Raw genomic sequence first — 21,574 nt, forward strand, 5'->3', positions numbered from 1 at the left:
CCGCTCCATGTTTAAAAACCATTTCAAAACTGCTATCAGGAACTTAGTCCGCAGCAAAAGCTATGCTGTGATGAACATTACCGGCCTGGCAGTAGGTCTTGCAGCCTGCCTGCTTATCTTCTTACTCATTCAGTTTGAAACCAGCTTTGATAACTTTCACAACCACCCCGATCGTATTTACAGAGTGGTAGCTGCAACAAACACTCCGGATGGCATCGATTATTCAACGCACAATGCATTTCCGGTGGCAGCAGGTTTGCGGGCAGACTATCCGCAACTGGAACAGGTGGCACGTATTTACACGGAGGACGATGCACTGGTCACGGTGATGAATGACAAAACCCAGGCAACGCAGAAAAAATTTAAAGTAACCCATCTCTTTTTTGCTGACCCCGCCTTTTTTGACATCTTTAATTTCCCCTTTATTGCCGGCAATCCCAAAACGGCCCTGACGGCGCCTAACACCGTTGTATTGACGCAACAAACTGCTGAGCAATATTTTGGCAGCTGGCAGGCCGCCATAAACGGGTACATTAAATACGACAATGGTAAAGTGTGCAAGGTAACCGGCATTTTAAAAAATACGCCGGCTAATACCGACTATCCGCTACAGGTGGTGCTTTCTTTTAAAACGGTACAAAATGATGCTTCTTCAGACTGGGTAAGTCAAACCTCCAACTTAAACACCTTTGTTGTGCTGCCCCAAAATATGACTGCACAGCAATTCGATAACCAGCTTGCCGCCTTTGTAAAAAAACATACACCTGCCGAATATGCCAACCAGGGCTACAAACTGCAGCCGCTAAGCGATATACATTATGACAGCAGGTTTGGTACATTTAGTGGAAAAACCTTCAGCAAAGAGGTGATCACAACCTTAAGTTTGATAGGCTTATTCCTTGTGATCATTGCCTGTATCAACTTTATTAATCTGGCAACCGCACAGGCTGTAAAACGTTCCAAAGAAGTGGGTATCAGGAAAGTCCTGGGCAGCAGCCAAAAGCAATTGATCCTTCAGTTTCTGTATGAAACATTTCTTATTACCTGTACTGCTGTTGTTATGGCAACAGGCATTGTATGCATCACTTTACCATTGCTGGATACCCTTTTACAGGCAGATCTGGAAATACGTTTTGACCTTCCCCTCATAGCATTTATCCTGGTGGCCATCATTATGACCACCTTGTTGTCGGGCTTTTACCCCGCCATCATCCTGTCGGGGTTTAAGCCCATCACCGCACTGAAAAATAAATTAACCGGCAGAAGGACAGGAGGGCTTTCTATGAGAAGGGCATTGGTTGTTTTTCAGTTTGCCATTGCCCAGGCTTTGATCATAGGGACATTGGTGGTGGTGAGCCAGATGAATTTTTTCACCAATACAGCTATGGGTTTTGATAAGGAGGCCATCATTACGGTGCCCATTCCCAACAGGTCTAAAATAGATGCCCTAAAAACACAGTTGCTGGCGCAGGCCGGGATAAAAAATGTAAGCGTTAGTGCGTACAGCCCCGCAGATGATTCAAATTGGGGGAGCGATTTCAGGTTTGACAATGCCATAAAACCCACCGATTTTGAAGCTGATCTTAAATGGGCCGATGCTGATTATTTTAAAACGTACAATATTCAGTTCATAGCCGGCCGGCCTTATGAACAATCCGATACCGTAAAAGGATTTGTAGTGAATGAATTGCTGGCAAGAAAATTAGGTTTCAGGGATCCGGAGGATATGCTCGGTAAAAGGATAAACTTTTGGGACAAAGTAGAGGCTCCTGTTGTGGGGGTTATAAAAGACTTTAATGGTCATTCGTTGGAAAATGCCATAAAGCCAACCGTGCTGGGTTCATTAAAGCGGTCGTACCAGTTGATCAACATAAAAATACAACCGCAAAATGCAACACAGACCCTCGCCTCGATAGAAAACCTTTGGCGCCAGGCTTATCCGGATTTTATCTATGAATACCAGTTTCTCAATGATAAAATTGCCGGTTTCTATCAACAGGAACGTCAGCTTTCCCAACTGTATACCCTATTTGCCGGCATTGCCCTGTTGATTTCCTGCCTTGGGTTGTACGGCCTTGTTTCATTTATGGCAGTGCAGCGTATCAAAGAAGTAGGTGTCAGGAAAGTATTGGGGGCCTCAGCAATGAACATCATCTACCTGTTTTCAAAAGAATTTACGGTGCTGGTTGCCCTTGCCTTCTTAATTGCCGCGCCGTTCGCTTATTATTTCATGCACCAGTGGCTCCAAAACTTTGCCTACAGGATAAACATAAGCGCAGGGATATTTCTGTTGACGATATTCGCTTCAGTAATCATCGCCTGGCTTACGGTGGGCTATCAATCAATAAAAGCCGCATTAGCCAACCCGGTAGATAGTTTGAGGAGGGAGTGACACGAAGCAGCGGGAACATAAATTGGCGGGGAAGATTCCCCGCCACTGGCGTAAGTATGCCGCCCAACTTTATGCAACGGCATACTTGTGTCCATCAAAACAATACATTTACGGCCGGTACACTTTATGCGAAACATTGGCCGCCCAGAAAAGCCCCAGTGCGCCGCCGCTGATATTGCCGGTAGGGGAAGCCGGCGTCGGCCGGTATACATTGCCATCATCCAGGAATTGCTTTTCCAGTGCCTTGAGATAGTCGTAGGTATTCCTGGTCAATGAAGACAACCGCACTTGCAGCGAGTCCCCGGGTGTAAACCAGTAAGGCTCCATCCTGTTATTGCCAAAATTATCGGCAAAAATGGTACGCAATTGCATGCCTTCCACATAAGGCGACAAAGTCTTGTCATCGAAAACGTAGAGGGGAAAGACCGAAGTATAACTAAAATATACGCGGGCAGCTTCAAAAGCGGAGTCGGCAATAATATTATGCTGCAACAGGTAATAATTGAGCTCATCCCGCGGTTCTTTAAAATAAGCAAAAGCGGCATCGCCCCGCTGGCCGGAGGGATCGGCGACAGGATCTTTTTTCAACACCACAGAATCAATAACCGGCGCCGTGGCCGGCATATAGGCCGATGCCTGGAACACTTTGCTGCCAATATGCACCTGCAGGTAATACGTATGTCCCGGTATACCGGTCAGCCTGGTGGTTCCATAATACCCACGATCTCCCATATACAAAGGATTATACCGGCGATTACTTTGGGGCACAGGTCTGAGTGTATCCGTCATACCCATATCATCCCTTATAATCACCAGGGCTCCTGTTATCGCTTCGGCATTATCTACGCCGGATAGAGGAGGCATGTCCGTGCCCAGCCTGTTGGCGGCTTTGGTGACCCGTACATAATGGGGTCCCCGCATATTGCTGATCTTTCCTTCAATAACATATTGGGGGGCCGCTTCTCCAGGATCAATATCAAAATCCTTTGTACACCCGGTCGCCAATAAAAACAAAATACCCATTAAATAATAGAAGCGCCTGTTCATAGGGAGTTGCTTAAAATTTGAAGTTTATTTATCCCCGCAGCGTCTCCCAAAGAGCTTGCCCCGCTCTGCGGGGGGACGCTGCGGCTTAACGTATGTTACCGTGGTGCCACCTTATGCGAAACGTTAGCCGCCCAGAAAAGCCCCAGCGCGCCGCCGCTGATATTGCCGCTGGCAGAGGCCGGTGCTGGTTGGTAGACATTGCCATCAACCAGGAATTGCTTTTCCAGTGCTTTGAAATATTCGTAGGTATGCCTGGTCAATGAAGACAACCGCACTTGTATGGGATACCACCAGGGCATAACCCAGTAAGGCGACAGGCGCTTACGGCGATAATCATCGGTAATAATAGTATGCACTTCCATGCCTTCCACATAAGGCGGTAAAGCTTTGTCATCGAAAACATAGAAGGGAAAGACTACCCCATCAGCATAAAATCCGCGGGCAATGTCATTGGAAGAATCCCTGATGTTATTAAGCTGTAGCAGGTAATAATTTTGCTCATGCTGGGGTTCTTTAAAATAAGCAAAAACGGCATCGCCCATGATTCCGGAGGGGTCTGCGATAAGATCTTTTTTAAACACCACTGAATCAATAACCGGCACCGTGGCCGGCATATAGGCGGATGACTGAAACACCTCATGGCCAATACGCACCTGCAGATGATAAGTATGCCCCGGAATACCGGTGATCCTGGTGGTTCCGTAATAACCACGACTTCCTCCAAAGATAGGATTATACCTGGGGTCACGATGATCCACAGGACTGAGCGTATCAGCCATGCCCCTATCATCAGTCATAATGACCAGGGCGTCATTTACTGCTTCGGCATTATGATACCAGAGCGTAGTAACGAACGTATCTAATCCTATCTTGGCGGTTTTTGTGACCCTTACATAGTAAGGCCCCTGCATATTGCTGATCCTTCCGTCAATAACGTATTGGGGAGCTGCTTCCCCGGGGTCAATATCAAAATCCTTCGTACACCCTGTTGCTAACAACACGATACTCATTAATAAATAGAAACACTTGCTCATAGGAAGTTGCTTAAAATTTGAAATTGTAGGATACGGTGGGCAGCATGCCGGTCAGGTATACCATTGAGGCTTTTACCTTGGAAAAATCAAATATGTTCTGGCGTACATATAGGGCGAATACATTCTTCCGGTGATAAACATTATAAACGCTCAACACCCATTCACCCTGCCATTTTCTTTTTGGGTGCGACTTGCCGCTTAAAGTCATACTGAGGTCCAGCCGGTGATAAGCCGGCAGGGTATACCCGTTCCTGGTACTATAATACAGGAAACGGGCATTGTTGAAAACATAACTTCCTATAGGCATCGTCGTGCGTCCGCCGCTCCGGTACACCCAATTGGCCGATAAGCTCCACCTTTTACTGATAGCCTGGTTGTACACGAGGGAAACATTATGCCGGTGATCATAATTGGCCGGGTACCATGCGTTATTATTCACCCCATTGATCTGGCGCGATGATTTGGAATACGTATAGCTGATCCAGCCATGGGTGACGCCCTTGTTCTTTTTCAACAGGAATTCAAGGCCATATCCCTGGGCTTGTCCGGTCAATACCTGCGTTTCAATTTTATCATTCAGAAAAACTTCCGCATTGTCCCTGAAATCAATAATATTTTTCGATTCCCGGTAATACAATTCTACGCTTCCTTCATACATACCGTCGCGGAATGTTTGATAAAAACCGGCGGCAAGCTGATCGGAATATTGAGGTTTAAAATAAGGATCGGAAGGCATCCAGATATCCGTGGGCAATCCAACGGAAGAATTCGTGAGTAAATGCTGGAACTGGTAATTCCGCCCATACGATAACTTCAGCGAAGCCACAGGGGACAATAAAAGGCGGGCAGTCACCCGCGGTTCTGCTCCAAAATAAGCTTTGATCACTTTTCCTTTCGGGTAATAGGTGCTGTCAACAACGGCTGTCGTATCCGCATTATACTGGTATACGAGCGCATCGCCCAGCGCCAGGAAGCTGGTTGCCCGCAACCCATAGGAAATGCTAAGGCTTTTGCTGATCCTTTGCTCATTACTGATATAGGCAAACAACTGCGCGGAACGGCGGTCATTCAGGGATACTTCCTTTGTAACAGCACCGGTATCCATCGGCGTCATCTTGCCGGGAGATACCGCCTGACCGGTGATGCCCGCTCCCCACCTTAACAGGTTATTGGTATTGACCATCCATTCCATGTCTGTTTTTAAGGTGACTTCCTGCAGCTTGCTGTCCAGTTTAAAACGCCCGTTATTATCCAGGTTATAACTGGAGCTCCTGTAATGGCTATACAGCAGCGAAGTATTGGCAAAAAAACGGGCATTGAATACGTGGTTCCACCGGGCGCTGATCGTGGTATTGCCCCATTTCATCTGGTTGGAGGCATCGATAAGGTCAAGAAAAAAATTGTCATGCCCGGTATAAGCCGACAAATAGAGCCGGTCCTTATCGCCTAGAATGGGATTGAACTTGGCATTCAGGTCATAAAACGCCACCTTGCTGCCGGTAGTGTGAAACTTCAAAAAACTGATTTTGTCGGCCAGGTTGAGCAATACGCCCACATTACTATACCGCCCCGACAACATAAAAGATGATCTGTCTTTCTTAACAGGCCCTTCGTACGTCAGCCGGCTGGCCAGCAGCCCGATGCCGCCGGATAGCGTGTGCTCCTTGCTATTTCCTTCTTTCATTTTCACATCTATTACCGACGACAAGCGGCCGCCGTAATGCGCAGGGAATACACCTTTGTAAATCGCTACATCCTTAATGGCGTCTGTATTAAAAGTGGAAAAGATCCCCAGCGTATGGGAGGGATTGTATACCGGCGCTTCATCCAGTAACACCAGGTTCTGGTCATAGGAACCGCCGCGCACGGATAAATTGGTGGTGCCCTCATTGGAAGTTTGGATACCCGGCAAAAACTGCAGGCTTTTTAATACATCCGGCTCGCCGCCTGCCATAGCGATCTTTTTGATCTCGGTTATATCCAGCCGGTGATTGCCCGTGATCGTTCTTCTGATCATACTTTTCTTGCCGGCGGCAGCTACCACAACGGAGTCAAGATGATTGGCCAGCTTTCCGGCCAGCTCGATATTGTTCTTAAATGCCTGCTGTGCAGTTATCTTTTGGTCAAAATCACGGAAGCCGGTATAAGAACAGCTCAGCGAATACGTCCCTTCGGGAACCGTCAGCGAATAAAATCCATAACCATTCGTAACGGTATAGAATGTCTTTTCCCCCGATACACTGACCGTGGCGCCTGGCAGCGTTTCACCAGATTGGCCCGAAGTCACAAACCCATAAATAGTGGCGCTGCGCGACGAGGACTTGTTGATCTTTTTGATCAGTATATACTGTTGCTCCTGTTCAAATTGCAAACCCGTACGGGCCAGCAGGTCGGTCAATACCTTTTTCACCGACACCTTCCGTTGGCGGTAAGTGATGCCTTTAACAGGGGCGATATCTTCCGTCTTATAGGTTATCCTGAAAGGAGTGAGGGATTCTATCTTGTTAAATGCCTCAGCAAGTGTGGCATTTTTCAATTCGATATCGATCATCACCTTACTGATATCCTGGGCATGGGTAGCACTGGTGTTCAACAGGGCACAAAGCAAGAGCACCAGCACTGGTTTAAGTGGGTTCATAAATAATTATATCAGGGATTTTTTATTCTATTGTGTAAATGCCATCCTTCTTGTTCAGCCGGCTATCCGTTGCCCGGCAGAGCATATAGAGCGCCTGTTCCAAACCGTTCTGTTGATCAAACGAGATCGTGAGGCTTGTTTTTTTCAGTGCAGGCGATTGGATGACTATGGAATCTTTAAAAGTTCTTTGCAGGTCGGCCACAATATCCTCCAGCAGCTCATCTTTATACAGCAGGCGGCCGGTTCTCCAGGCGGCAACAGATAAAGTATCAACATCCTTCAGGTAAAAGGTGTCCGGGGATACCTTGATCTGTCGACCCTTCTCCAACACAGCTAATACCCGGTCGCCTGTCTGCACCTGTACCTTGCCACGTTGAACAGCAACCGCCATATTGTTTTGTGGTGGATGCGCCGTTATATTAAAAGCCGTACCCAGTACCGTGGTAGTCATCTTGCCCGAATGAATGCGGAAGGGGATACGATCAGCATGTGCTACATCAAAGAAGGCTTCACCCGACAGCTCCACTACCCGCTCAGAACCGGTAAAAGCAACCGGAAAACGGAGAGAGGAAGCTGCGTTCAGCCATACATGACTGCCATCAGGTAGCACTACAGCGCGTTGTTCACCCGGCGCTGTTGAAACAACACTGTCCCGGTTGTTTGTTTCGGTAATTGCCAATGAAGACCGGTCCTGCTGGTTCATCCATAAATAGCCACCCAATCCGATCAGCAACAGCACTGCTGCAGCGGCAGTCCACCAGAACAATTTGAAGACCGGGGCAGGGGATGTGGCGGGTCGCTCAGCACGGTGCTTGTCGATCTGCACGATCTCCTGTGGCAGTTGTAGCCAGCGCTCTTTATCCGCCGGGAAAGCTGGCGTCTCTTTTGCCATCATTTCGGCCAACAGGTCCCTGGCTAACGTACTGTCGGTACCCGCTTTCAATACCTGTGAAAGCTCCTCCAGTTCGGGGGCTGTGGCTATTTCAGCCAGGTACTGCTCCAGCAAATAGCGCAGGCGTTCTTTTTCCATGGTTGGGTGGCCGCTTTTTAGGTTGGCTACTTTAATAAACGGTTGAGCGGACGGATAGGACTATCGGGATAAAAAATATTTTAGGGAAAGAGGAACAGCTCTGATAAAAAGAAGGTGATGCCATGTTTAACCAGGTAGTCGCGGATAAATTGCAGGGATACAACAAGCGTATTCTTAACCGTATTGGGGGAAAGCTGGAGTTCACGGGCAATTTCCGGGATCGTTTTCCCCTGTTCCCTGCTCATCAGGTATATCTTTTGGCGCTGTGCCGGCAATAATTGTACTGCTTCCCCCACAAGGCGTTTCAGCTCTTTGGCATCGGCTCCTTCATGCGGGGCGCTTGTTATAGCTGTATCTGTGGTGAGGGCGGTAAAAAGCTGATCATTCAGGGCGCGTTTGCGCAGGTAGTCATAACATTGATTGGAGGCTACCCTGAACAGCCAGCCGCCGGGGTTTTCCATCCCGGCAAGTTTGTCCCGGTTCAACCATACCTTGATGAAAGTTTCCTGGATGATCTCCTGTACCGCCGGTTCCGACTTCGTAAGCTTGACAATAAAAGGATACAGCCTGGGCAAATACAAGTTGAACAGCGCTGTAAAAGCCTGTTCATCCCCTTCGGCTATCAGTTGGAACAATAAATGATCGTTATCGGGTAAGCTCATTTGGGCCGCCAAGTAAAACCATTATTCTCATTTGCCCAAACCATTTAACATTGTTTTGATGGCTTCCTGCTCTCCGCAGGTAACTTTTTTGGCCTACTTTTAGGCAAAATGACGGCTGCTATGCGTTTCCTGTCCATCCTCTTGCTCCTTTCCTGCCTGCCTCGTTCCTTATGGGCTATCACGCTGCATACAGGCCACGGACAACGCTATGCGGACATGACTGCTGCTGCGAAGGTGGCTGTTCCGGGTGATACCATCCTCGTGCATAATGGCACTTACCGCGGTGATCAATCCTTGCAGGGCCTGCAGGGCGCACCTGGTAAATGGATATACCTCCTTGCGGAGAAGAGTGGCGCCGTGTTCTTTGAAGGAGGCGCCACGGCCTGGGCTGGTACCGATATCGCCTACCTGCACATCGAAGGGTTTGTCTTTACCGGGCAAACAGGCAATGGCGTCAATCTCGATGACGGGGGCACCTATACTTCCCCGGCACACCATATCGTATTACAGCATTGTATCTTTCGTAATATGGCTGCTACCGGCAACAATGACCTGTTGAAACTATCAGGTGTAGATGCGCTTATCATGCAGCAATGCATCTTTCTGAACGGGTCGCCCGGCGGCAGTGGCATCGATATGGTGGGCTGTCACAACAGTCTCATCCGTCAGTGCCGCTTTGAGAACATGGGCGCCAATGCCGTGCAAATAAAAGGCGGCAGCAGCGATATCCGTATAGAAGCCTGTATATTTAAAAATGCCGGCAGCAGGGCCATCAACCTCGGCGGCGGTACAGGGCAGGCTTTCTTCAGGCCGGCCGATGCTACCTGGGAAGCGACTGCTTTAAAAGTTTATAGCAATATATTTACCGGATCGGAAGTGCCCGTGGCCTTTGTGGGGTGTACCTGGTCGGAAGTAGTGAACAATACCTTCTATAAACCGGGCAGGTGGGTCATCCGCATCCTGCAGGAAAACAGGGATACTGTCCGTTTTGTCAAATGCAGCAACAATACCTTCCGCAACAATATTATTTATATGGACCAGCAGGTGCGCACCATCTGTAGCATTGGTCCGGGTACGGCGCCGGAAACTTTTACCTTCTCCAACAATGCGTGGTTCCATAGCGGCAACAGCGCCTGGCCGGGCCCACAACTACCAGTGCCCGAAAAGGACGGACTGACCGGCAAAGATCCAGGGTTCAGTAATGCTGAGCAGGAAGATTTTTCCATTCCTGCGAGCAGTCCCGCCGCTGCCGCAGGATGCCCGGTGCAACACCCGCAAAACGACCATGCCGGCAAACGGTTCCTCCCAACACGGGCTATCGGCGCGTTGGAAGTAAAACAATGACCGGCTATGGTGGGCGGTCATTAATGTGTATATTTATGTATTAGCTGACATCCTCATCAAAAACATATGAAATATATACTTATCTTATCTTTTGTGCTCTCCCATCAAATCTGTTTTTCACAGACCAGGGATACCTTAAAAAAGCAATCCAACAAGGCATCAGACCTTGTTACTTTCATAGCTAAAGTTGATATTGCCAATGCAACAAAAGACGGGATCTATTTAAATGGATATGTTGTAAATATTGACTACATGCAAGCTGAAAAACTTAATGGCAAAAAAATAAGAGTAACAGGCAAGGTGACAATCGTAAAAGGCCTGAAAAAATCGTCCAATGGCGAAGAAGTCCAGGGCCGGGAAGGCGACACTAAACATATCGAATCACCGAAAATAGAGGTCGTTAAAAGCTGACTTAAACTTATCTTACAAATCACCCTCCTTATCCCAATAAGTGGCTGCTATATGTCTTAAGATCCCGGTAAACAATTTTACTTGCGAAGGCTGGCTAAAAGCATAGAATTGATCGTGGGTAGTATGAAAGCCCATATAAAAAAGCCAGAATCCCAGGGAGAGGTAAGGTACTGCTGCCAATTCCTCTTCACTCACAGGACGGTGTTCACGATAGCCATCCAGGAAAATGGAATAGGCGTCATTGGCTGCTGGTTGTGTCGTCCTTCCGTTATATACATCCAGGATAAGATGTTGCCAAAAGGACATGATGTCATTCACCAGCCAGCCGTAACCCATAAAATCAAAGTCGAAAAAGGTAACCGAATCACCTTCAAAATGAAAGTTTTTGGGGAGGAAGTCAAAATGGCAATAGCCTTTTGAGAATCCGGCTGTGTTTAGTGAGGACAATTTTTTGACTGCCTGTGCCACTGCCTGCCGCAGCCAGGCGTAGCCTTCAGGATCTTCTGCAAAGGCGGGTTTCAATATTTCCAGGGGTCTGAGAAGGGTGGTTTCAGGATCAAAATTCCACCTGGCTCCTCCCGGTCCGATAGTTGATGATACATTATGAAAGCGCGCCATTTCATGACCCAGGGTACGCAGTTGGTTTTCATTCATTATCCTTACTGTACGACCAGGCGCATAATTGAATAGCACTGCATATCTATTCCCTTCAACTGCTTCAAGCTGCTGAATAGCCTCCCCGGAAACATCGGGGATAGGATAAGACACGGATACATCAGCCTGCTTCAACGCCAACAGCAACTCCACTTCCTCTTTTATTTGTGGTAGGTTTCGATGAGAAGAACGGTACACCCGGAGTATAAACCGGTCTTTGGATGATTCAACCAAATAAGTATCGCCTACTCCCCGGACCAGGAATTTGCATTGAACATTTCCTGTTTCGTATTTTTCTGAGATTAACGAGGCCAGGGCTATAGGGCAAAGGGTAGAATAAGTTGCAGGGAAAGCAGGTTTCATGTGATAAAGATAGGATTCTAACCTTCACTTTGTAAAGCCCTGTTAACGATTTCCAGGTCGGTGGCGCTCCGGAGTCCGCTGAACCCTACGGACAGTACCATACCGTTGGGCAAATGAACGGGCTGTCCACCTTCCCATCCTATATAATCGGGCTTTTTAATGCCGAATGAGGCTTCATCAATTGCGCCGGTATAGACAAGCCTTTCAAACTCGCCGGTCCTGATGCCGGTGATCCACACCTGACTTGCTTTCATCCAGGCAGTGCGGTAACGTTCTCTGGCCAGTATCTTATCTTCCCCAAACATTTTCCCATACACACTTCCTTCCTGGTCAATAATACAAATGGCAATGCCGCCTCTTGCTTTCAGGCGTTCTTCCTCCTGCTGCAAATACTGTGGAATCAGTTTCTCTACTTTATCAACGAAGGCAGTAATAATACCAGCCATTTCCAGATGCTCCATATATTCCGTTTTCAATGATTGATGGGGGTGTCGCCAATAAGGAATAGCCCGTACCGGCCAAAGGCAATATACGGCGCTTTTACGGGTTTTTGTGTTTGGACGAGGAGTAAGTGCGGATAGGACGGGATCGAGCCGTAATGCGGCACAAGTGCTAATAACCCATACAATAATCAATCCTGCAGTAATCCGCGTTTTGTGCCATGCCGTGCAACAATGCTTCACAGCTTTCCAATAGCCTGTCATTATAAATAAAAATGACAAGCGTAATGCTGTTGTCGGTGGTATCGAATGAACGCACATCCTGAATGCCATGGCGCGATAGCTGTACCTGCAAATCCTGGTAAATTTTTACCATGTTCCCTTTTTCAGGGGTTACTTCAATACAAACAAAAGCAGGTTCAAAATGCAACGTGCTGAGATGAATGATAATGACCAGCACAATGCCTGCCATCGCATTGGTTAGAAGCCTTCCTAAAGAACAAAATATTATAGTCTTTCTTCCACTGAACATCTGATGCGTCATTCGTGATACAATAAGGAACCGGAAACCTGGACAAGCTCACCCCAAAAGGGCGCTATAAAAACGGGCAACTGTAGATACAGTCGCCCTGGGTGTACCTCGACCTGTGGTCAGGAAATAGGATGTTGGGTGTACTGGACCGCTAGTCTTTAGTTGTAGCATGAAAATCTTTATCATGACTGATGATTTTTCCATCCGCCAGTTCAATCGTCCGGTCGCTGGCTGCTGCAAAATCATTGTCATGGGTTACTGCAATAATAGTTTGCCCAAACTCATGGGATATCTGTTTAAAGATGTCAAATACAATTTGGGTATTCTTACTGTCTAAGTTGCCGGTTGGTTCGTCGCACATAATAATAGCAGGATCATTAATCAACGCCCTGGCAATGGATACCCGTTGCTGTTGACCGCCACTAAGTTTGGAGGCCGGTTTTAAGGCCTGTTCTTTGATGCCTAAAACTTCCAGTTTGTGGTAGGCTCTTTCCTCCACTTCTTTATAGGCATATTTCCCCAGCTTCAAGGCCGGGATCATCACATTTTTAAGGCAGGAAAATTCGGGCAGCAGGTAATGGAACTGGAATATGAACCCGATACTCCTGTTGCGCAATGCTGCCAACTCATTTACTTTTTTTCCTGTTATCCTCTCCTTATTAATAAACAGGTCTCCCTCATAAGAAGTATCCATCGTGCTGAGGCAGTACAATAAAGTCGATTTACCGGAGCCGCTTTTGCCCACCAATGTTAAAAACTCTCCTTTGTAGGCTTCAAAACTAATATTGTCTAACACCTTGAACTTTACAGGGTCGTAAAAATATTTGCCTAAAGATTGAGTGCTTAGTATAACTTCTCTTTTTTCCATGCGCAGCTTATTTTCTGAAAATTTCAACCGGGTCTACGCTGGCTGCTTTCCTGGCGGGGAAATAGCCGGCGCATAGGGTGATAAACAAACCGAGCCCGGCGCTTCTCGCAAAAAGCCCGGGTTCAAAATGGATGGGGAAATAGCCTACCGGGCCGCCCATATATATGTTAGACATTATTTCAATCAACACACCACCAACAACCAGGCCCATGAAGGTGCCAATAAGTCCCATGATCAACGCTTCCAGCAGGAAAATCCTGACGACGTCTTTGCCTGCAAAACCAGTTGCTTTTAAAATGGCAATGTCATTGATCTTTTGGGATATGGTGGAGCTAAGTATATTGTATATCCCAAAAGCTGCTACTACTAAAATAGAGAGCGCGATAGCTCCCATCAAAGTATCCCTTGTCTTACCGCTCGCCAGTACATCTGCATTGGTGGTTTTCCAGTCTTCTACCTTGTAGGGCGTTAATTGCTGCAGCAGGGATGTGTACTTTTCACTGTAATCAGGATCGGGTATATTGATAAAAATATCACTTACATAGGAAGGGCCTTCTTTGATGAATTGCCGGGCTGTACTGATATTCATATAGGATTTGGCATTGTCGGTTAAGCTGTTGCCACTGGTGAAAATGCCGGTGATCTTCATCACTTTTACTACATTGTAGGAGGATGTAACCGTAATATTGTCATTGATGCCGAGGTTTAGTTTTTCTGCGATGCCGCTGCCGATAATGATGCCATTTAAATTGCCCGGCAGCCCGTTCAAACTACCGGCCACCATATATTTTCCTGTTTTAAACATGGCATCATATTCAAATATATCTACGCCATTGCCGGTGCCCCTGAGCTGTGCTTTGCCCCGGTTGTAAAAGGCATCAAAACTTACCTGTGCAATGGCATTGATAACATAAGGCTGTTGCCGGATCCTTGACAGCAATGCTTCGGGGTTAATTATTTTTTTGGAGAGTGTAGTGATTTGAGGGTTTACGATAGCTACTACATGGCCTGAATCCGTGGATGGCGCCAGGGGCTGGCTCAACTCATCGTCTTTATACACCTTGATGTGGGCGCTGTTTTTAAACATTTCATCCTGTGAGAAGGACGAAAAGCCTGATGAAAGCGAATTCATAAACAGGTATACGCCCACACCAAGGGTAACACCCAATGCTGCTACCAGTGTTTGTTTTTTCCTGGTAAAGATATGCGTAAAAGCAATGTCTGTATTGATGCTGCGTTTCATAAATTAACGTTGTAGTTGTGCTCCTGCCTCTGAGGTGGTTATTTTATTGGCAGCCAGGTTTTCAGTAACCAATACCGTATTGTCATTGATGCCACTGACCACCTGTGCCCATTCATTGCTTACAAACTTTGTAACAACTTTTATTTTTTCTTTTTGACCTTTTACCTGTACATATCCTCCAAAGTCAAGGTAATTCCTGGGTATAAGGAGGGCGTTTTTGGTGGTTGCCACTACGATATTGCTTTGTAATTGGGTATTTACAATCGTAAAATCTAAACTGTCGGCAAAGGTTAGCTTACAAATAAATGATTGGGTGGCTTCATCAAAGGCAGGATAGATTTCCGATACCATGCCTTTGTATATTTTATCTTTATTGGTATTCAATTGTATGAATGTCTCCTGGCCCACTTTAACTTTCCCGATATTGCCCTCGTCAACATTTACTTTAGCGTATATATGCTGTGCATTACCAATTAATGCAATCGTTTCACCCCGCGTTACATAATCCCCCTGCTTTTTATACACCTTAAAGATTTTCCCACCCACTGCAGCACTGATATTGTTTTTGCCGGTAATCACTTCGTTTATCTTTTTGGTGGCTGCTGTGCTGATAGCCTGTTGCTCAGCCTGCTGTTGTAATTCCTTATAATGCTCCACGGCGCTTTCATAATTTGATTGGGAGGTTTTGTATTGCAGCTCAGCATTGTCCAGGTCTATTGTGGCAACACTGTTGCTCTTCCATAAATTTTGATACCGTTTCAGGTTCACCGAATCCAGTTCCATCTTTTCTTTGTTAAGGAGGATCGTTTTTTGGGCCTGTTGCAAAGCGGGCGCATGGCGCAGGGTATTACCGCGTGCTATAGCATATAGCTCGGTGGCGCTTTGTTCATTAAAACCGGCTTCTTTATTATCCACAAGAGCCAATACCTTACCGGGAACAACCACATCTCCTTCTTCAAAATTTACCTGCGTAAGATAGCCGTCTGAAGCAGCGGTAAGGTTATACGTATTGTCAGCTTCAAGGATGCCGGAAGCAAATACTGTCTCCGTTACGTCTTTCCGGATGGGCTTTGTTTCTGCTGTCTTCTTGCCACAGGAAGAAAAGAGTGCGACTGAAAACAATAATGGTATGGCCGGAATTAGTGGTTGATTCATTGTAGGCGGTTATTGATATCAATTTTTGTTTGGGCAGCCAATACGGTTACCTGCGATGAAACAAGGTTATAATGGCTGCTTACCATGGTGTTAAAACGATCAAGGGTCTGTTCAAGGTCAGCCAGGCCTTCTTTGTACAGGTTCAGGTATTTTTCATAATTCTCTTTGCTGAGTAGAAATATTTCCTGGTTGCTGGCAGCCTGGCTGAATGCTTTATCATAGTCCGTGCGCAGTTGCTGCAGGGTTAAGTCCGATTTTATTTTCTGCTGCTCGGTATCTTTTTGAGCCAGTAAGTAGTCGTATTTAGCTTTTGATACCTGGGTGATGGTTGTAGACGAAGGTATCTGAATGCTCAGCCGCAGGCCAATATAACTGCTGGGTATCCATTTTACGCTATTGTCAAATAGTTTGCTGCGGGTATTATTTTGCTGTGTGGTATAACTCTGAAAGAAGGAAAGGGTGGGGTACAGGGAATACTTTTGCTGTTTCCAGGTAGATAAAGCTATCTTTTCTTTAAAAAGGCTATTGGTTAAAGCAATAGTATTGGCGGCTACAGACGGATTGGCGTTGAAGGCTGTTAAGGGCGACCTGTTCACAATCGTTATTGCTTCTGCTGCCGGAATGTCACAAAGTATCTTTAAGGCTATATATTGTTGTTTGATAAGATACTCAAGCTGGGTTTTGTTTTCCTTAGTAGTAATATAATTGATGTTGGCATCATTTACATCCTGCTGTTTTACCAGGCCAGCCTTATATTTGTTTTGCGTAATGGCCAATAAGCTACTGGCAGTAGTTACGTTTTCAATAGTACTGGTAAGTTGTTCCTGCAGGGATACAATGTTATAATAGGCTGCGGCAACATTTTCCAGCAATTCTTTCAGGGTAACCTTATTTTCCGAAATACTGCTTTCCATGTTAAGCTTATACAACTTCAGGTTTACCCACCCCTTCAGGCTGAAAAGCTTAATATCTACATTTTCGTTGGCATTGGTAACGTATGGAATGCCCGACTGCACTTCTTTAAAAGTGCCGGGCTGGCCGCCAAATACTTCTGCCGGGAAAAGGTTGACGGGCAATTGGGTATTTTTCGTATAGCTGAAAGAGGCATTGCCTGTTACATCAGGAATGCTAAGTATAGCGGCCAGCCTTGCTTTTTTGGCCTGGTCCAACCGGATATAGCCCGATTGAACGGAAATGCTTGTTGAGGCTGCGTATGCCAATAAGGAATCAACAGATGTAAAGATCTTCTGCGATTGGAGGGGGCCGGAAAGAAAAAGGCAGGCCATCAAAATGCCTGTACGGATACCTGGTGGCGCCATATTCATTAGTTATGGCCCAAAGGTTTATACATATTAGGTACGCTGCAATTGAATATAACCTGAAATGGACAAATTGGCGGGTGAAAGGGAGCAGGGCAAAATGAAGCCTGGATGAGTGTTTAGTACTGCGAAAGCCATTCCACAAATAAGCTGGTCTTTAATTTGCCTACCAGTATTTGCTCTTTATACGGCACACTAAGGTTCACGATCATCTTACGGTTAAAAAAATGAGTGGCGTCTTTTACCGCTTTCCGGTTCACCAGGTATTGCCGGTTGGCCCTGAAAAAAGAGGGAGCAAAAGAATTTTCAAGCTCTTCCAGGTTTTCGTTGACGATAAACTTTTCCTGGCTAAAAGTGTAAGCAAATGTATAGCCATTGTCAACAAAAAAAAGGGCTATCGCAGCAGCTTCCAGCGGGATGATCTTATCCCGTTGCCGGATGATCACAGCGTTCTTTTTGGGCGTGATTTTTGTTTCAAGCAGACTTAATTGTTCTTTATAAGTATCCTTATTTCTGGTAAACCATTTCTCCAGCGTATCATACTTTTCCAGCGCTTTTTCTATGGCTGCTTTACTAAAGGGCTTCAGGATATAATCAATACCAGTTGCTTCAAAAGCCTCTGAAAAATAAGTGTTGTAAGCCGTGCAGAAAATAACCGGCACCTGGTTATCCATTCTTTTGAATATTTCAAAACTAAGCCCATCGCCTAATTGGATATCAGAGAAAATAAGGTCCGTATCTGCATTGTCTTTAAAATATTCAATGGCTTCTTCTACGGAATGCAACAAGGCGCCAATGGTGGCACCCGGTTCTGCTGCAAGAATGGTCCTTTTCAGGTCCTTGGCAGTAGGCTTCTCATCTTCAATAATGACAACTTTCATAATTAATGGCCATTTAGCAGGTGTACTTTAGCGCTAAACGCGTCTTTGGTATCCGTCACCTCTATCTCCTTATTGGCGATAATTCTATAGCGCTGGTTCAGGTTTTTTAAGCCGGTGCCGGTAGTTTCCACAGCTTTTGCAAACATTTTATTGTTGCTTACCAATATTGCATCATCATCTATACAATGAATGCTGATGCGCAAAGGCCTTTTTTCTGTAAAGGCATTGTGTTTAATAGCATTTTCCACCAGGGTTTGAAGGGCATAGGCCGGTAGCTGCATCTTATATACCGTATACGGAATATTTACATCAAAGATCACCGAGCTTCCAAAACGTACTTTTTGTAAATCAATATAGTCGTTGGTAAACTTCAACTCCTGTTCTACTGATACCAGGTCGCTTTTGTGTACTTCTACAGAATAACGTAGAAATTCTGACAGCTTTATGGAATAATTCTCTGCTTCGTCTGGGTTCTCTTTTATTAAAGATTTTAATACACTAAGGGTATTAAACAGAAAATGGGGCTGGAGTTGTTGCAATAGCACTTGCTTCTGCGCTTCGAGATTACTTAGTTTAAGTTCCTGGATTTCAATTTCTGCACTTTTATTCTTTTGAGTGGCCAATATGGAGTTACAGATGATTAAAATGATGGTGTTCATAGCCAGCATCGAAAAAACAGGATATGCAATTAAGATATCTCTTTTGAAAGACAATTCAGCTTCGGCAATAAAAGATGGGGGCTGCAAAATGGGTCTTAACAAAATTAGAAGACCATGAAAAGTAACCACAAAACCATAACTGAAAAGATACCATTTCCATCTTTTTTCTACTCCTGCATAGCGGATGATGGCAATGTTAATACACCAGAAGATGAACACATTCAGCATGATAACAAGGCCTGACACCAAAATAAAGAAGGGCGGAACTTTATTAAAGACATAAAAAGGAGTGGCGCCGTATAAAGCAATGATCGGCGTCGAAATAAGGGCAGTTCTGATGAGTCTTTTATATAAGGCGCTGTCCATATTGTAGCAAAATTAAATGATTATCAATTAAACACTTGACATAATCAACACCGCTCAACCCCGCATTTGTCCTTTGTTTTACAGGTATTGCCCGTTGGGTTCGCTTTTTGTCCACTTCAGCAAAGCTTGGCTATTTTGTTTTCTGCCCATGCCGCACTTTTGGCGCATTATCCAGAAAACGATCTTCAATGAAAATCAGAAACGGGGCTATTTTTTCTTCCCTAATTGTTCTAGCGGGCCTTTTGTGCAGTATAAGAATAAATGCCCAGCAACGGTTCGTTTTAAGCGGTACCGTCAAAAGCAAAAAGAACGGTGAAACCATTATCGGGGCTTCTCTAAAGCTGTTGAATAAACCAGGCGGCGTTACCTCCAACGAATATGGTTTTTATTCAATCACACTTGCTTCAGGCACTTATGATATAGAAATAAGCGCCGTTGGTAAGAAAAGCGACACGCTGACGGTATCAATGACGAAAGACATTGTACAAAACATTTATTTACTGGAAGAACCCAAGGGGCTGGAAGAAGTGATTGTAAGCGCCCGCACCCGGGGAGGGAGGAGCATAAGCGGCACACAAACCGGCGTTGAGAAATTAAGCACCAGGGAGATAAAAAACATACCGGTATTGCTGGGCGAAAAAGATGTGTTGAAAACCATCCAGTTATTGCCCGGTATTAAGTCCGCCGGGGAAGGCAATTCCGGCTTTTTTGTCCGGGGAGGATCATCTGACCAAAACCAGATCTTATTGGACGAAGCCAATGTGTACAACGCATCGCACCTGTTGGGCTTTTTCTCCACCTTTAATTCGGATGCAATAAAAGACGTAACGGTATATAAAGGCGGAATGCCGGCGCAGTATGGCGGCAGGCTGTCATCTGTATTGGACATCAAAATGAATGATGGCAATAACCAGGATTACAGTGTCAGCGGCGGTATTGGTCTTATATCTGCAAAGCTGAATGTGGAAGGGCCCATACAAAAAGATAAATCCTCCTTCCTGGTTACCGGGCGGCGTACCTATGCCGATGTCTTTTTAAAGGCTTCGTCCGACTCTACAGTGAACAAGAGTAAGTTATATTTCTATGACCTGAATGCCAAAATGAGTTATGAACTGGGCAGTAAAGACAGGCTATATTTTAGCGGCTATTTTGGCAAGGATAAATTAGGCGTTGGCGATCAGTTTGGCATTGACTGGGGCAACACTACCGGCACGGTAAGGTGGAATCATATTTTCAGCAAAAGGCTTTTTTCCAACACTTCTTTAATATATAGCAATTACGATTATAAGCTGAGGATAAGATCAGGTTCCAATGATTTTAGTATTTTTTCCCAGATCAGGGACTGGAACCTGAAACAGGATTATCAACTGAACGCCGGCGCCAAAAACAACATACGGTTTGGCTGGAGCAGCATTTATCACACGGTAAGACCCGGTGAAATAACTGCCTCTGAGACCTCCAGCATCAACAGCAAAACGCAGCAAAAAAGGTTCTCGCTTGAAAATGCCTTGTATGCTACCAACACCTGGAAAGTCTCCCATAATATAGACCTCACTTACGGGCTCCGTTTAACCAATTTTATGGTATTGGGCAAAGGCGATTTCTATAACCTTGATAGCAAAGGGGAGATCATGGATACCCTTACCTACAAAAATGGGGAGGTAGTAAAAACATACTGGAACCTGGAGCCAAGGCTGGCCATTGGTTACCAGTTTAACGCCAGTTCATCCCTGAAAGCATCGTATGTACGCAACACACAAAATATGCACCTCATCACGAATAGTACCAGTAGTACGCCTACCGACAAATGGGTCAGCAGCACTAACATCATTAAGCCTGAAATTTCCGACCAGGTATCTCTTGGCTATTACAAAAATCTGGCAGGTAATAAATATGAACTGACGGTAGAGGCATACTATAAGAGCATGCAAAACCAGATTGATTACCGGGATGGGGCCAATGTGTATACCAATGAGGCTATTGAAACACAATTATTGTATGGTAAAGGAAGGGCTTATGGCATAGAGTGGATGTTAAGGAAAAAAACAGGAAAGCTCACAGGCTGGCTAAGTTACACCTTATCAAAAACAGAACGAAAAATTGAAGGCATCAACAACAATCAATGGTATAACGCCAGGCAGGACAGAACGCATGATATCGCCATCGTGGGTATTTATCAACTGAACAAAAAGTGGACATTGTCAGCCAACTGGATCTATTATACCGGTAATGCGGTTACCCTGCCTAATGGTAAATATACAGTGGGAGGTCAAACGGTTTATTACTATACAAACAGGAATGGTTACCGTATGCCGGCTTACCACCGGTTGGATTTTGGAGCAACCAAACAACTAAAGCAGCGAAAGAAATGGAGCAGCGAAATTGCTTTCAGCCTGTATAATGTTTATGGACGAGAAAATGCCTACTCCATCACTTTCAGGGATAATGAAGACAATCCTAATAAAACCGAAGCAGTACAAACTTCTCTTTTCCGATGGGTGCCTTCTGTTTCTTACAACTTTAAATTCTAATTGTT

General features: G+C 45.5%; 18 protein-coding genes. 4 read left to right on the top strand and 14 right to left on the bottom strand.

Annotated elements, in window-relative coordinates:
- Nucleotides 1–7 precede the first annotated feature (7 nt).
- The gene (locus HB364_RS13390) at nt 8–2,392 is read left to right on the top strand and encodes an ABC transporter permease (protein ID WP_167288475.1); all 2,385 of its coding nucleotides are present in this window, start codon (nt 8–10) and stop codon (nt 2,390–2,392) included.
- Nucleotides 2,393–2,500: 108 nt separating this feature from the next.
- Here HB364_RS13390 and HB364_RS13395 read toward each other — a convergent pair whose 3' ends face one another.
- The 5 genes from HB364_RS13395 to HB364_RS13415 all read right to left on the bottom strand — a co-directional run bounded on the left by HB364_RS13395 (nt 2,501) and on the right by HB364_RS13415 (nt 8,803).
- Nucleotides 2,501–3,439, bottom strand: a complete 939-nt coding sequence (locus tag HB364_RS13395; RefSeq protein ID WP_167288476.1) for a DUF4249 domain-containing protein — start codon at nt 3,437–3,439, stop codon at nt 2,501–2,503.
- A gap of 95 nt (nt 3,440–3,534) precedes the next feature.
- On the bottom strand, nt 3,535–4,473 hold the full coding sequence (locus HB364_RS13400; protein WP_167288477.1) for a DUF4249 domain-containing protein: 939 nt from the start codon (nt 4,471–4,473) through the stop codon (nt 3,535–3,537).
- Nucleotides 4,474–4,483: 10 nt separating this feature from the next.
- The gene (locus HB364_RS13405; RefSeq protein WP_167288478.1) at nt 4,484–7,111 is read right to left on the bottom strand and encodes a TonB-dependent receptor; all 2,628 of its coding nucleotides are present in this window, start codon (nt 7,109–7,111) and stop codon (nt 4,484–4,486) included.
- A gap of 22 nt (nt 7,112–7,133) precedes the next feature.
- Nucleotides 7,134–8,141 carry a FecR family protein gene (locus HB364_RS13410; RefSeq protein WP_167288479.1) on the bottom strand — a complete coding sequence of 336 codons (1,008 nt, stop codon included), beginning with the start codon at nt 8,139–8,141 and terminating at the stop codon, nt 7,134–7,136.
- 80 nt (nt 8,142–8,221) lie between these two features.
- A complete protein-coding gene (locus HB364_RS13415) occupies nt 8,222–8,803 on the bottom strand; it encodes an RNA polymerase sigma factor (protein ID WP_167288480.1) in 582 nt (193 codons plus the stop codon).
- Between the two features lie 120 nt (nt 8,804–8,923).
- Between HB364_RS13415 and HB364_RS13420 the strand changes: the two genes are divergently transcribed.
- Nucleotides 8,924–10,147: a right-handed parallel beta-helix repeat-containing protein gene (locus HB364_RS13420; protein WP_167288481.1), complete on the top strand. Its 1,224-nt coding sequence runs from the start codon at nt 8,924–8,926 to the stop codon at nt 10,145–10,147.
- Between the two features lie 66 nt (nt 10,148–10,213).
- Nucleotides 10,214–10,558 carry a hypothetical protein gene (locus HB364_RS13425; RefSeq protein ID WP_167288482.1) on the top strand — a complete coding sequence of 115 codons (345 nt, stop codon included), beginning with the start codon at nt 10,214–10,216 and terminating at the stop codon, nt 10,556–10,558.
- A gap of 12 nt (nt 10,559–10,570) precedes the next feature.
- Here HB364_RS13425 and HB364_RS13430 read toward each other — a convergent pair whose 3' ends face one another.
- The 9 genes from HB364_RS13430 to HB364_RS13470 form a co-directional block, all read right to left on the bottom strand.
- Nucleotides 10,571–11,575 (bottom strand): phosphotransferase enzyme family protein, encoded by a 1,005-nt coding sequence (locus HB364_RS13430; protein WP_167288483.1) that lies wholly within the window; start codon nt 11,573–11,575, stop codon nt 10,571–10,573.
- A 17-nt stretch (nt 11,576–11,592) separates the two neighbouring features.
- A complete protein-coding gene (locus HB364_RS13435) occupies nt 11,593–12,036 on the bottom strand; it encodes a heme-binding protein (protein ID WP_167288484.1) in 444 nt (147 codons plus the stop codon).
- A gap of 151 nt (nt 12,037–12,187) precedes the next feature.
- Nucleotides 12,188–12,487: a hypothetical protein gene (locus HB364_RS13440; RefSeq protein ID WP_167288485.1), complete on the bottom strand. Its 300-nt coding sequence runs from the start codon at nt 12,485–12,487 to the stop codon at nt 12,188–12,190.
- A 211-nt stretch (nt 12,488–12,698) separates the two neighbouring features.
- The gene (locus tag HB364_RS13445; protein ID WP_167288486.1) at nt 12,699–13,415 is read right to left on the bottom strand and encodes an ABC transporter ATP-binding protein; all 717 of its coding nucleotides are present in this window, start codon (nt 13,413–13,415) and stop codon (nt 12,699–12,701) included.
- A 7-nt stretch (nt 13,416–13,422) separates the two neighbouring features.
- Nucleotides 13,423–14,658 (bottom strand): ABC transporter permease, encoded by a 1,236-nt coding sequence (locus HB364_RS13450; protein WP_167288487.1) that lies wholly within the window; start codon nt 14,656–14,658, stop codon nt 13,423–13,425.
- A 3-nt stretch (nt 14,659–14,661) separates the two neighbouring features.
- Nucleotides 14,662–15,813: an efflux RND transporter periplasmic adaptor subunit gene (locus tag HB364_RS13455; protein WP_167288488.1), complete on the bottom strand. Its 1,152-nt coding sequence runs from the start codon at nt 15,811–15,813 to the stop codon at nt 14,662–14,664.
- Nucleotides 15,810–17,132, bottom strand: coding sequence for a TolC family protein (locus tag HB364_RS13460; protein WP_167288489.1), 1,323 nt, complete (start codon nt 17,130–17,132; stop codon nt 15,810–15,812). The genes HB364_RS13455 and HB364_RS13460 overlap by 4 nt, the downstream gene beginning before the upstream one ends.
- Nucleotides 17,133–17,251: 119 nt before the next feature.
- Nucleotides 17,252–18,013, bottom strand: a complete 762-nt coding sequence (locus tag HB364_RS13465) for a LytR/AlgR family response regulator transcription factor (protein ID WP_167288490.1) — start codon at nt 18,011–18,013, stop codon at nt 17,252–17,254.
- 2 nt (nt 18,014–18,015) lie between these two features.
- Complete coding sequence (locus tag HB364_RS13470; RefSeq protein WP_167288491.1) at nt 18,016–19,038, bottom strand: sensor histidine kinase; 1,023 nt, start codon at nt 19,036–19,038, stop codon at nt 18,016–18,018.
- Nucleotides 19,039–19,226: 188 nt separating this feature from the next.
- On the opposite strand from HB364_RS13470, the gene HB364_RS13475 reads away from it, so the two are divergent.
- A complete protein-coding gene (locus tag HB364_RS13475; protein ID WP_167288492.1) occupies nt 19,227–21,569 on the top strand; it encodes a TonB-dependent receptor in 2,343 nt (780 codons plus the stop codon).
- Nucleotides 21,570–21,574: the final 5 nt, after the last annotated feature.

The sequence above is a fragment of the Paraflavitalea devenefica genome, from assembly GCF_011759375.1.
In the GTDB taxonomy this organism is placed as follows: Bacteria; Bacteroidota; Bacteroidia; order Chitinophagales; family Chitinophagaceae; genus Paraflavitalea; species Paraflavitalea devenefica.